The sequence below is a fragment of the uncultured Stenotrophomonas sp. genome, from assembly GCF_963519125.1.
Lineage (GTDB): Bacteria > Pseudomonadota > Gammaproteobacteria > Xanthomonadales > Xanthomonadaceae > Stenotrophomonas.
In genome coordinates this window covers 1-12,332 of sequence record NZ_CAUQLJ010000031.1, presented here as the reverse complement: position 1 = coordinate 12,332, position 12,332 = coordinate 1, and the positions used below count along the sequence as shown (strand labels likewise).

Below are 12,332 nucleotides of genomic sequence, written 5' to 3'. Positions count from 1 at the left end.
GCGGGCCGATGAATGAGGGAGAGCCGGAACAGTGTGGCGGCTGCCCCGGATTCCCGCCAGCGCACTTCACGACGCGCGTGACGGTTTCAGCGCGTTTATGCCGGTGCCCCCTGTGCGCACGGCGTGAAGCCGATGCCGATCAGAACCACCAGGCGAACGCGAAGATGCCCAGCATCGCGATCACCAGCGCCAGCTTCAACGCAAACCCGAGCAGGATGCCCAGCCAGGTGGCCAACCCGACCTTGGTGGAGCGACCGAGTTCGCGGGTGTGCCAGTACTCGCCGAGCAGGGCACCGGCCAGTGGACCGGCGAACAGCCCGATCGGCATGAAGAACAACCCGGCAATGCTGCCGATGAAGGTTCCCCACAGCGCCTTGCTGCTGGCGCCGACGCGCTTCGCGCCGACCATCGTGGCGATCACGTCAACCGCGAACGAAGCCAGGGTCAGCAGGCCCAGTACCGTGAGCGGCACCCAGCCCACATGCACGAAGCCATCGCCCCAGGCCGCGACCAGCAGACCCGCGAACACCAGCGGTATGCCCGGCAGGGCGGGCAGGATGATGCCCGCGATGCCGATCAGGACCAGCAGCACCGCGATCAGGTAGAAGATGAATGAAGGGTCCATGCTGTGCCGTATGTTTGCCGAATTTGGGTTGACATTTGTGGAATATGCCAGTTGCTTTTTCATTTTGCGCGGGTTAAGTTGCAGGCGCTGAGCTTGGCAAGGTCACCGTGGATCGTGGCCTGATGATGGTAGGTCTTCCAGATCCGCTCCATCGATGCACCTCGCTTCCCCCTTGCTGTCAGCCGCCCGCAAAGGCGTATCCAACGACAAAGCAGAGATATCAGGGAGTAAGTGAGATGGCTGATCGTGAGCAGGGTACTGTGAAGTGGTTCAATGACGCCAAGGGCTTTGGCTTCATCAGCCGCCAGAACGGTGAAGATGTGTTCGTGCACTTCCGCGCGATTGAAACCCAGGGTTTCAAGAGCCTGAAGGAAGGCCAGTCGGTGAGCTTCGAAGTCGTGCAGGGCCAGAAGGGCCTGCAGGCGGACAAGGTCCAGCCGGTCTGATGCGGCAAGCCACCGCGCACGCGTGGTAATGAAGAAGGCCCGCGCAAGCGGGCCTTCTTCTTTCCAGCAAGGGGCAAACGCCAGGCTTCAGCGGATGACCACCCGACCGTTGACCACGCGCACGTAGGTGTTCTCGCGGATCCCGCCCAGGTCACGCTGGTTCACCACCACGGTGCGGCCGTCGTCCATCCGCACGGTGATGTCGAAGGTGTCGCTGGTGACGTTCTTCTGGATCTGGTTGCCGGCCAGCGCGCCGCCCACGGCGCCCGCAGCGGCGGCCACGTTCTGGTTGCCCTTGCTGCCGCCGGTGTGGTCGGAGATCTCATGGCCGGCCACGGCGCCCACGATGCCGCCCAGGATCGCACCGGTCGCGCTCGGCGCGCTGCGGCCCGAGGCCACCTGGTTGATCCGGGTCACGATGCCGCAGTCGGCGCAGCGGTTGGTGTTGTAGTTGCCGCCGTTGTTGTAGCCGCTGTTGTTGTTGTAACCACTGTTGTAGCCACCACCGCCATAGCCAGGCGAGGTGGCGCAGCCGGCCAGGCCGAGGGTGGCGATGGCAGCTGCAGCAATCAGTTGGATCTTCATGGTGGTTCTCCGTCGGGGTCGCATGGCGCAGATCCTGTCGTGTCCTGCGTGAACAGGGCGCCAATCCAGTCCTCACTTCGTGGCTGGCAGATGAATCAGCGGAAGTCCTGGTGGCAGGCCTGGCAGTCCGCCTTGATCTTCTCCACCAGCTTGCCCATGGCCACGCAGTCGGTGGGTGGGCTGGCCAGGGCGGTGTTGAGCGTGGCGCGCAGGCCGCTGGCGTGTTGCTGGAACTGCGCGTTGTCGCGCATGTCCGGGAAGGCGATATCCATGTCGTTGGACAGCGAACGCAGTGTCTGCAGGCGCGGCACGCTGTCGGCCAGGCTGCAGCGGTTCTGGGCCTGTGCATCCGAGAGCAGGGCAACCTGGCGCTGCATCACGTGCATCAGGCTGTCGGGGAAGGGGTCCTGTCGCGCCTGGATCGCACGCGAGATCATCACCGTGGCGACAACGCCGATCACCAGGCCCAGCCCGGCAACGAACAGGTAGCGGTAAGCGGTGGAGAAGCGACGTTGGGTCGAGGCGGGGGCGTTCATGTCGGTTGCGTCCTTGTGGGTGGCTCGCTGCATCCTACCCGCCGCGCGGGGCGGCCGTACATCGTCACCCTCCGGGCGTCTAAAATGGACGCCATGAACGACGTATTGCGCGAACGCTTTGCCGGCATCGACCGGTTGTATGGAGCAGGCACCGTAGACCAGCTGTCGCAGCGCCGGGTGGCGGTGGTCGGCATGGGCGGGGTCGGCTCGTGGGTGGTGGAAGCGCTGGCGCGCACGGCGGTGGGGCATCTGACCCTGATCGACGCCGACGACATCTGCGTGTCCAACACCAATCGCCAGCTGCCGGCGTTGGCCGGGCAGTACGGCCGCAACAAGGCCGAGGCGATGGCCGAACGCTGCCGCGCGATCAACCCGGATATCGAGGTGGACGCGATCGCCTCGTTCCTGACCGTGTCCAACATGGTGGAACTGCTCGACCGCGACTTCGACCTGGTGATCGACGCCTGCGACAGCTTCCGGGTCAAGGTCGAAACCATCGCCTGGTGCCGCCGCCGCAAGCTGCCGATCCTGACCGTAGGCGCGGCGGGCGGGCGCACCGATCCGACCCTGGTCCGCATTCGTGACGTGTCGCGGACCGAGCACGACGCCATGCTGGCGCTGATCCGCAAGAAACTGCGCAGCGACTTCAACTTTCCGAAGAACGCCTCACGCTATTTCGGCGTGCCGGCGGTGTATTCACTGGAAAACGTGAAGTACCCGCAGGCCGACGGCACTGTATGTGGCGTACGTCCGCAGCTGGGGGCGGATGCGGCGTTGAAGCTGGACTGCGGGGCAGGTCTGGGTGCGGCGACGCACATCACCGGCGCGTTCGCGTTTGCGGCGGTGGGGAAGGCACTGGAGATGTTGTTGAAGAAAAAACCGGCGCGTGTCTCTACGCGAGGTTGAACAGCCGCTTTGCATTTGCCGTGGTCTGCTCCGCAATGGCTTCGGCTGATTCACCGCGCAACTGCGCCACGGTTTCCAGAATCACCGCAAGCCGCGCCGGTTCGTTGCGTTGCCCACGAATCCCCGCATCCGGCTGGTCCGGCGCATCCGTTTCCAGCAGCAGCTGCTCCAGTGGCAGCTGCGCCACCAGCCGCCGAAGGCGCTGGGCGCGATCGTAGGTCAACGGGCCGCCCAGGCCGACCAGGAAGCCGAGTTTGTGCAGCTGCGCAGCCTGCTCGGGGCTGCCCGGAAAACTGTGGATCACCCCGCGCAGGCCGCCCACTTGCCTGATCGCAGAGATCACCGCATCTACGGCGCGGCGTGCGTGCACGATGACCGGCAGGTCAAACTCGCGCGCGATCCGCAGCTGCCCGTCGAAGTAGAACTGCTGCTGTTCCGCATCCAGTCCGTCCACGAAGAAATCCAGCCCGCACTCGCCGACCGCGCACGGCTGCTCGCGTTCAATCCACTCGCGCAGTTGGTCCAGATGCTCTGGCCGGTGCTGGTCGAGGAACATCGGATGCAGGCCATAGGCCGGGTACAGGCCGTCGGCCATCCGGGCGGTCTCGCGCAGATTCGGCCAACTGGCGGCGGTTACCGCCGGCAGCACCTGCGCGTTCACGCCGGCGGCGTGCGCGCGCGCAATGACCTGCGCGCGGTCCGCATCGAACTCGTCTGCGTCCAGATGGGAGTGGCTGTCGAACAGGTTCACGCGTCGTGCTGGTCCAGGCGCGGGGGCAGGGTGTCGCTGCGGCGCTTCCAGTTGGCCAGCAGCAGCGTGCCCAGGCCAAACAGGATCTCGTCCACGAACGGCACCGGATCGGGAATGAACAATGTAACGGCAAACAACGCAGCAGTGACCTTGAACAGCGTGGGATAACGCAGCTTCTGCGCCCACGACATCACCGGCAGCAGCAGGGGACCCGGCATTGTGTGACCTCCTCGACAGATGCTGTAAACGCTATCACGAGCCTCTATCGCACAGAACCTGAATGGGTTACAGCGGTGTATGCGTCATGTGGAGATTCTGTTCAGCAATGGCGTGCTGGAATCCGCATCAAGAATGTTGCGGATCGTCCGCAGGGAGACGGAAATGAAGAGCACTACTACTACTGCCCTGGTCGCCGCAGGCGCCCTGCTGGTCGGCGGCATCGCCACTGCCGCCTTCATGAAGAGCGGTACCTCCGCCGACCCGGTCACCGCCAACCAGACCCGCCCGAACATCGACACCACGCCGCTTGCCGACGATGGTGCCCGCACCGACGACCTCGCCGTGGACAAGGCCGGTCGCCTGGAATACGCCGACGTGGTCAAGGTCGATCCGCTGACCCAGAAGGAAAAGGCCTACGCCACCGTGATCGGCACCGAGCCGGTGCGCGAGACCTCCACCACCCAGACCCCGCACGAAGTCTGCGAGGACGTGGTGGTGCAGGAACGGCTGCCCGAACGCGACGGCAACGTCGGCGGCACCGTGGCCGGTGCGGTCATCGGTGGCCTGCTCGGCAACCAGGTCGGTGGCGGCAACGGCCGCAAGGCGGCCACCGCAGCCGGCGCCGTCGCCGGCGGCATGATCGGCAACCAGGTCGACAAGCGTCACGTGGGTGGCCGCGTGGTCAACCGCACCGAACGCCAGTGCCACACCGAGACGGCGACCTCCGAGTCGAGCAAGGTCACCGGCTACAACGTGACCTACCGCAATGAAGACGGCACCACCGGCACCATGCGCATGGCCAGCAAGCCGGGCAACCGCATCGCCATGGGCACCACCAACGCGGTCACCGGTTACAACGTGACCTACCGCTACGACGGCGCCGAAAAGACCGTCAAGATGGCCAACAAGCCGACCAGCGACCGCCTGCCGGTGATCGACGGCCAGCTGGTCACCCAGACCGCGGCCCTCGACACCACCACCCGCTGACGTAGTGCCGGGCTCTGCCCGGCAATCGGAATCCACGCAACAGGCCGGCACTTCGCCGGCCTGTTGCGTTTTGTCCATGCTGCACCCGCGCTTGGCAAGCGCTGCCGCTTGCCGCCATGCTCGCCCGGTCCGTCCGTTCGGCTCAGCTGGAGGGTAGTGCATGGTGGCCGTGGTCCCCGATCCGATTCCCGCGCGCATGAAAGGCCTCAACCGGGCCGAGATCTGCGACGCCAACTTCATCGAGTTCGTGCAGCATTGGGATGGCCCGGCTGCACCGCGTCCAGCACCGTCCGCGCCGATCCTGCCCGGCAGCACGCTGGACGCGCAAACATTCGACGCCCTGTTCGAATCGCAGTTGGCAAGCCGCCACCTGGACCTGATGGCGCGCGTCCTGCGCGTGCAGAACAAGGTCTTCTACACCATCGGCTCCTCCGGCCACGAAGGCAACGCGCTGGTGGCGCGGCTGGCCCGGCATACCGATCCGGCGTTCCTGCACTACCGCTCCGGTGCGTTCATGGCCGAACGCTTCCGCCAGCTGCCGGACATGGACCCGGTGATGGACGCGGCGCTGTCGTTCGCGGCCAGCCGTGACGACCCGGCCAGTGGTGGCCGCCACAAGGTGTGGGGCAGCAAGCCGCTGTGGGTGCTGCCGCAGACCTCGACCATCGCCTCGCACCTGCCCAAGGCGCTCGGCACGGCCATGGCGATCGAAACCGCGCGCCGGATCGGCCACGCGCTGCCGATTCCCGACGACAGCGTGGTGATCTGTTCGTTCGGGGATGCGTCGGCCAACCACGCCACCGCGCAGACCGCCTTCAACACGGCGGCATGGGCTGCCTACCAGAAGCTGCCAGCGCCCATCCTGTTCGTCTGCGAGGACAACGGCATCGGCATTTCGGTGAAAACCCCCGAAGGCTGGATCGCCGAGAGCTTCCGCCACCGCCCGGGGCTGGACTACTACTTCGCCGACGGCCTGGACCTGGCCAGCGGCCACGAACAGGTGCAACGCGCGCTGGAGCATTGCCGACGCACCCGTCGGCCGACCTTCCTGCACCTGCGCACCACCCGGCTGATGGGACACGCCGGGACCGATTTCGAGATCGAATGGCGGCCACTGCCCGAGCTCTGCGCAGCCGAAGCGGCCGATCCGCTGCTGCAGTCAGCGCGGATCGCGCTGGAATCGGGCTGGATGACCCCGGCGCAGCTGCTGGAACGCTACGAGGCCATGCGCGCGCGCTGTTTCGCTGCGGCCGAGGCGGCCGACCAACGGCCCAAGCTGGGTGCGCTGGCCGAGATCATGGCGCCGCTTGCGCCGTATACGCCGGCCGCCGTTGATGCTGAAGCCCGCCGCGTGCCAGACGCCTCCTCGCGCGAGGCTGCGTTCGGCAGTGCCGCGCAGCTGCCCGAACGACAGCCGCCGCGCCACCTGGCGGTGCAGATCAACCAGGCCCTGCACGACCTGCTGTGCAAGTACCCGGACGCGCTGCTGTTCGGCGAAGACGTGGCGCAGAAGGGTGGGGTGTACACCGTCAGCAAGGGCCTGCTCAAAGCCTTCGGGCCACGCCGGGTGTTCAACACCCTGCTCGACGAAACCATGATCCTGGGCATGGCCCAGGGCCTGGCCAACCTGGGCATGCTGCCGATCCCCGAGATCCAGTACCTGGCCTACCTGCACAACGCCGCCGACCAGCTGCGCGGCGAAGCCTGTTCGCTGCAGTTCTTCTCCAACGACCAGTACCGCAACCCGATGCTGGTGCGCATTGCCGGGCTGGGCTACCAGAAGGGCTTCGGCGGGCACTTCCACAACGACAATTCGATTGCCGCGCTGCGCGACATTCCCGGCCTGGTGGTCGGCTGTCCCTCGCGCGGCGATGACGCCGCGATGATGCTGCGCACGCTGGCGGCGCTGGCCCGGGTCGATGGGCGGGTGGCGGTGTTCCTTGAACCCATCGCGCTGTACATGAGCAAGGACCTGCATGCCGCAGGCGACGGACAGTGGCTGTTCCCATATCCCGAACCTGACCAGGCGCTGGTGCTGGGCGAAGGCCGGGTGTACTTCGACGATGCCAGCGATCTGGTGATCTTCACCTATGGCAATGGCGTGCCGATGAGCCTGCGCGCGGCGCGCAGCATCGAGGCCGAGCTGGGCTGGCAGGTGCGCGTGGTCGACCTGCGCTGGCTGGTGCCGCTCAATGCCGGCTTCATCGCCGGACAGGCCGCCGACGCGCGCCGGGTGCTGGTAGTCGACGAAGGCCGGCACAGCGCCGGCGTGGGCGAGGGCATCATCACCGCGCTGGTCGAGGCCGGGCTGGGCCACCTGCCGCTGCAGCGCGTCTGCGGTGCCGACACCTATACGCCGCTGGCGGGGGCAGCATTGTGCGTGCTTCCAAGCGACAATGCGGTGGTAAGCGCCGCGCGGGTGTTGGCGCAGGACCTTTGACGCATGTGTGGACTGGCAGGAATGTTGCTGGCCGCCCCGGGACGGGAGCAGGCCGCGTTGGAACAGCAGGCACGCCGCATGGGCGATGCCCTGCTGCACCGTGGGCCGGATGACAGCGGGGTATGGGCCGACGCCGCCAGTGGCATCGCGCTGGCGCATCGCCGCCTGAGCATCCTCGACCTGTCGCCGCTGGGCCACCAGCCGATGGCGTCCGACGACGGCCGTTATGTGCTGGCCTACAACGGCGAGGTGTACAACTTCGCTGCGCTGCGGGTGGAGCTGGAAGGGCTGGGCCACGTGTTCCGCGGTCATTCCGACACCGAGGTGCTGTTGGCCGCGTTCGTGGCTTGGGGCTTGGACGACACCCTGCAGCGGGCCAACGGCATGTTCGCCATCGCCCTGTGGGACCGCGCCGAACAGTGCCTGTGGCTGGCCCGCGACCGGGTCGGCAAGAAGCCGCTGTACTACGGCTGGGCCGGCGACACGCTGGTGTTCGGCTCCGAGCTGAAGGCGCTGTGGCAGCATCCGGAGTTCGACAACGACATCGACCGCGACGCACTGACCCTGCTGCTGCGGCTGGACTACATTCCCGCGCCGCACTGCATCCATGAGCGCTGCTTCAAGCTGATGCCGGGCCGCGTGCTGCGCCTGGATGCCGCCGCCGTGGCTGCCGGCGCTGCCGCGCACCGCCCGGACCAGCAGCAGTTGCCGTTCTGGAACGCGCGCGAGCGCATGCAGCAGGCCCTGGCGCTGCCGTTCCTGGGCAGCGACGACGAGGCGGAGAACCAGCTCGATGCCGTACTGCGCGATGCGGTCGGGCTGCGCATGGTGGCCGATGTGCCGGTCGGCGTATTCCTGTCCGGCGGCACCGATTCGTCGGTGGTGGCGGCGTTGATGCAGTCGCAGTCGTCCAGCCCCATCCACAGTTTCAGCATCGGTTTTGAAGGCTCCGACCACGACGAAGCCCCGTTGGCCAAGGCGCTGGCCGGGCACCTGGGCACCGACCACACCGAGCTGTACGTGAGTGGCGCCGACGCGCTGGCGGTGGTGCCGGACCTTCCGGCGATGTTCGACGAACCCTTCGCCGACGCCTCGCAGGTGCCGACTGCACTGGTGGCGAAGCTGGCGCGCAGTGCGGTGACGGTGGCGCTGTCGGGCGACGGCGGCGATGAACTGTTCTTCGGGTACAGCCGCTACCAGCGTGCACTGCGCAACTGGACGATGCTGGGCCGGGTGCCGGCGCCGCTGCGGCGCTGGATGGCCGCGCATGCGCACACCCAGGGCGAATCCTCACGCACCGGCGGGCTGGCCGCGCTGCTGGCCGAAACCGGCGCACGCGGTATTGGCGATGTGTACCGCAACCGCATTTCGCGCTGGCGCGACCCGGTCGCGGCAGTGATCGGCGCGACCGGCGCGGGCAGCTTCTACGACCTGGCCGATCCGCTGCACGGGGCCGGTTCGCCGGCCGACGCGATGATGCTGGCCGACTTCAGCACGTATCTACCCGACGACCTGCTGTGCAAGGTGGACCGCACCAGCATGGCGGTCAGCCTGGAAGCGCGCGCGCCGCTGCTGGACTGGCGCGTGGCCGAGTTCGCCTGGTCGCTGCCGCTGGGCATGAAGCAGCGCGACGGGGTCAGCAAGTACCTGCTGAAGCGGGTGCTGGGCCGCTACGTGCCGCAGGACATGGTGCACCGGCCCAAGCGCGGGTTTGGCGCGCCGGTGAGTGCGTGGTTGAAGGGCGACCTGCGGGGGTGGGCGGATGAACTGCTGGACCCCGCGCGGCTTGCGGCCGAGGGGGTCTTCAACGTGGACGCGGTGGCACCGCTGTGGGCGCAGTTCAAGAACGGCGAGCGCAAGTGGCACACCCACCTGTGGAACGTGTTGATGTTCCAGGCCTGGCAGGCGCATTGGAAGCAGGTGAGGGCGGGGGTTTCGCGCGCGTAACGGGCCACGCGTGTCCCACGGAAGGCTGACCACGCACGCACCCACGGCCTTCACCGCATCCAACGGCCCCCGCCCATAGGCTGACCATTCCCCCAGGAACGGAGACACCCATGGCCAACCCCACCATCGCCGTCCTCGTCGGCAGCCTGCGCAAGGGCTCGCACAACCAGGCGCTGGCCCATGCGCTGGAGAAACTGGTCGCCGGCAAGGCGACCTTCGAGTACGTGCAGATCGGCGACCTGCCGCTCTACAACCAGGACTTCGACAAGGATTACCCGTCCGAGGGCCTGCGCCTGAAGGACCAGATCCGCAAGGCCGACGCGGTCCTGTTCGTGACTCCCGAATACAACCGCTCGATCCCCGGCGTGCTCAAGAACGCCATCGATCTGGGCTCGCGCCCTTACGGCCACAGCGCCTTTGCCGGAAAGCCCGCTGCCGTGATCGGCGCGTCCATCGGCGCGATCGGCACCGCATTGGCCCAGCAGCATCTTCGCAATGTACTGGCCTACCTTGACATGCCGGTGCTCGGGCAGCCGGAAGCGTTCATCCACTTCAAGGAAGGGCTGATCGACGACCATGGCACGATCAGCAACGAAGGCACCCGCGACTTCCTGCGGGCCTTCACCGACAAGTTCCTGGCCTGGATCGCAACCCATGGCGGTCAGCGCTGAGCAGGGGGCTTCTGCGATAATGGCGCGTCGGGGCGTCCAGCTATCCACGGCTTATCCACAGGGTTGTGCATAACCGGGTTGGCCGCTCCGCGCCTACCATGTCCTACGCACCACTCTGCAGGAACTATCCCCGCTCATGTCCGCCCGCTCCGGCTTCCGTTCCGACCGCAAAGACCGCGGTGACCGCTTCGATCGCGACGAGATGCGCATAGACGCGCTGCGCGTGCCGCCGCATTCGATCGAGGCCGAACAGGCGGTGCTGGGTGGCTTGATGCTGGCCCCGGAAAGCTACGACCGGGTCAATGACCAGCTGACCGAAACCGACTTCTACCGGCGCGACCACCAGACCATCTACCGCGCGATCCGCGAGCTGTCCGAACGCGACCGTCCGTTCGATGCGGTGACCCTGGGCGAGTGGTTCGAGTCGCAGGGCAAGATGGAGCTGGTCGGCGACGGCGCCTACCTGATCGAACTGGCCAGCACCACGCCGTCGGCCGCCAACATCGCCGCGTATGCGGAGATCGTCCGCGACAAGGCGGTCCTGCGCCAGCTGATCCAGGTCGGTACCGACATCGTCAACGACGGTTTCCAGCCTGAAGGTCGCGAGAGCAGCGAACTGCTCTCGGCGGCGGAAAAGTCGGTGTTCGCCATTGCCGAGCAGGGCGCCCGGGGCCGCACCGATTTCGTGGCGATGCCCGGTGCGCTGAAGGATGCCTTCGAAGAGCTGCGCAGCCGTTTCGAGAACGGCGGCAACATCACCGGCCTGCCGACCGGGTACGCCGACTTCGACGCGATGACCTCGGGCCTGCAGCCGACCGACCTGATCATCCTGGCCGCACGACCGGCCATGGGCAAGACCACCTTCGCGCTGAACATCGCCGAGTACGCCGCGATCAAGTCCAAGAAGGGCGTGGCGGTGTTCTCGATGGAAATGTCGGCCTCGCAGCTGGCGATGCGCCTGATTTCCTCCAACGGCCGCATCAACGCCCAGCGCCTGCGTACCGGCCAGCTGGAGGACGAGGACTGGAGCCGCGTCACCGGTGCGATCCGCATGCTGAAGGAGACCAAGATCTTCATCGACGACACCCCGGGTGTGTCGCCGGAGATCCTGCGTTCCAAGTGCCGCCGGCTCAAGCGCGAGCACGACCTCGGCCTGATCGTGATCGACTACCTGCAGCTGATGAGCGTGCCGGGCAACAGCGAGAACCGCGCAACCGAAATCTCGGAGATCTCGCGTTCGTTGAAGGGCCTGGCCAAGGAGCTCAACGTGCCGGTCATCGCGCTCTCGCAGCTCAACCGCTCGCTGGAAACGCGAACCGACAAGCGCCCGGTGATGGCCGACCTTCGCGAATCGGGCGCAATCGAGCAGGATGCGGACATGATCGTCTTCATCTACCGCGACGATTACTACAACAAGGAAAATTCGCCGGACAAGGGCCTGGCCGAGATCATCATCGGCAAGCACCGAGGCGGCCCGACCGGCTCATGCAAGCTCAAGTTCTTCGGCGAATACACCCGCTTCGACAACCTGTCGCACGATTCGGTGGGCTCCTTCGAATAACGGTTCGTCGGCCTATGGCCGGTTTCGTCGCAAACCGGTTGAAACGGGCCGGGCAGGGCGGCAACGTGGTCCCACGCGGCAAGGTGCCGCCTTGGAGACCGTCATGAAGACCCTGTTCGCGCTCGGCGTGTGGTGCCTGCTGTTCGTGCTGTGCTGGCCGCTGGCGATCCTGGCCCTGCTGGCCTGGCCGTTCGTGTGGCTGCTGAGCCTGCCGTTCCGCCTGGTCGGCATAACCTTCTCGGCGTTGTTCGCATTCCTGGGGGCGGTGTTCATGCTGCCGGCCCGCCTGCTGGGTGGTGGCCGCCCCGTCGCTGCTTGACCCACCCACAAAAAACCCCGCCGAGGCGGGGTTTTTCGTTGCGTCACGCCAGGGCCGGTCAGTTGGCCTTGTGGATGGCGCGCTTGCTCACGGCCATGGCGGCGTCGTGGACCACTTCCGACAGCGACGGGTGCGCGTGGCAGATGCGGGCCAGGTCGTCGGCCGAACCGCTGAACTCCATGGTCAGCACGCCTTCGTGGACCAGTTCGGACACGTTGGCGCCGACCAGGTGCATGCCCAGGATGCGGTCGGTTTCAGCGTGCGCCAGCACCTTCACGAAGCCTGCCGGCTCGATCATCGCCACGGCACGGCCGTTGGCGGCGAACGGGAAGCTGCCGG

The 12,332-nt window shown here is 66.7% G+C and carries 13 protein-coding genes and 1 pseudogene; 8 read left to right on the top strand and 6 right to left on the bottom strand.

Features of this window, described 5'->3' with window-relative positions; genetic code table 11:
- Positions 1–139: 139 nt before the first annotated feature.
- Positions 140–625, bottom strand: coding sequence for a DUF456 domain-containing protein (locus RYM47_RS18145; protein WP_315389779.1), 486 nt, complete (start codon positions 623–625; stop codon positions 140–142).
- A gap of 236 nt (positions 626–861) precedes the next feature.
- On the opposite strand from RYM47_RS18145, the gene RYM47_RS18140 reads away from it, so the two are divergent.
- Positions 862–1,071: a cold-shock protein gene (locus tag RYM47_RS18140; RefSeq protein ID WP_070208491.1), complete on the top strand. Its 210-nt coding sequence runs from the start codon at positions 862–864 to the stop codon at positions 1,069–1,071.
- An 87-nt stretch (positions 1,072–1,158) separates the two neighbouring features.
- On the opposite strand, the gene RYM47_RS18135 is transcribed toward RYM47_RS18140, so the two are convergent.
- Positions 1,159–1,656 (bottom strand): glycine zipper 2TM domain-containing protein, encoded by a 498-nt coding sequence (locus tag RYM47_RS18135; RefSeq protein WP_315389777.1) that lies wholly within the window; start codon positions 1,654–1,656, stop codon positions 1,159–1,161.
- Between the two features lie 95 nt (positions 1,657–1,751).
- Entirely contained in the window at positions 1,752–2,192 is a 441-nt protein-coding gene (locus tag RYM47_RS18130) for a hypothetical protein (RefSeq protein WP_315389775.1), read from the bottom strand.
- A 93-nt stretch (positions 2,193–2,285) separates the two neighbouring features.
- Between RYM47_RS18130 and RYM47_RS18125 the strand changes: the two genes are divergently transcribed.
- A complete protein-coding gene (locus RYM47_RS18125; protein ID WP_315389773.1) occupies positions 2,286–3,098 on the top strand; it encodes a tRNA threonylcarbamoyladenosine dehydratase in 813 nt (270 codons plus the stop codon).
- On the opposite strand, the gene RYM47_RS18120 is transcribed toward RYM47_RS18125, so the two are convergent.
- Both RYM47_RS18120 and RYM47_RS18115 read right to left on the bottom strand, forming a co-directional pair.
- On the bottom strand, positions 3,085–3,849 hold the full coding sequence (locus RYM47_RS18120; protein WP_315389771.1) for a TatD family hydrolase: 765 nt from the start codon (positions 3,847–3,849) through the stop codon (positions 3,085–3,087). The genes RYM47_RS18125 and RYM47_RS18120 overlap by 14 nt on opposite strands.
- Complete coding sequence (locus RYM47_RS18115; protein ID WP_315389770.1) at positions 3,846–4,067, bottom strand: DUF6116 family protein; 222 nt, start codon at positions 4,065–4,067, stop codon at positions 3,846–3,848. The genes RYM47_RS18120 and RYM47_RS18115 overlap by 4 nt, the downstream gene beginning before the upstream one ends.
- A gap of 163 nt (positions 4,068–4,230) precedes the next feature.
- Between RYM47_RS18115 and RYM47_RS18110 the strand changes: the two genes are divergently transcribed.
- From RYM47_RS18110 to RYM47_RS18085, 6 genes are all read left to right on the top strand, one after another.
- Complete coding sequence (locus RYM47_RS18110) at positions 4,231–5,055, top strand: glycine zipper 2TM domain-containing protein (RefSeq protein ID WP_315389769.1); 825 nt, start codon at positions 4,231–4,233, stop codon at positions 5,053–5,055.
- 160 nt (positions 5,056–5,215) lie between these two features.
- The gene (locus RYM47_RS18105; RefSeq protein WP_315389767.1) at positions 5,216–7,495 is read left to right on the top strand and encodes a thiamine pyrophosphate-dependent enzyme; all 2,280 of its coding nucleotides are present in this window, start codon (positions 5,216–5,218) and stop codon (positions 7,493–7,495) included.
- 3 nt (positions 7,496–7,498) lie between these two features.
- Positions 7,499–9,442 carry an asparagine synthase (glutamine-hydrolyzing) gene (gene asnB, locus RYM47_RS18100; RefSeq protein ID WP_315389765.1) on the top strand — a complete coding sequence of 648 codons (1,944 nt, stop codon included), beginning with the start codon at positions 7,499–7,501 and terminating at the stop codon, positions 9,440–9,442.
- 110 nt (positions 9,443–9,552) lie between these two features.
- A complete protein-coding gene (locus RYM47_RS18095; RefSeq protein ID WP_315389763.1) occupies positions 9,553–10,113 on the top strand; it encodes an NADPH-dependent FMN reductase in 561 nt (186 codons plus the stop codon).
- Positions 10,114–10,249: 136 nt separating this feature from the next.
- A complete protein-coding gene (locus RYM47_RS18090) occupies positions 10,250–11,674 on the top strand; it encodes a replicative DNA helicase (RefSeq protein WP_145480262.1) in 1,425 nt (474 codons plus the stop codon).
- A gap of 103 nt (positions 11,675–11,777) precedes the next feature.
- Complete coding sequence (locus tag RYM47_RS18085; RefSeq protein ID WP_315389761.1) at positions 11,778–11,993, top strand: hypothetical protein; 216 nt, start codon at positions 11,778–11,780, stop codon at positions 11,991–11,993.
- A gap of 58 nt (positions 11,994–12,051) precedes the next feature.
- On the opposite strand, the pseudogene RYM47_RS18080 reads toward RYM47_RS18085, so the two are convergent.
- A pseudogene (locus RYM47_RS18080) lies at positions 12,052–12,332 on the bottom strand (dihydrolipoyl dehydrogenase); the annotation flags it as partial.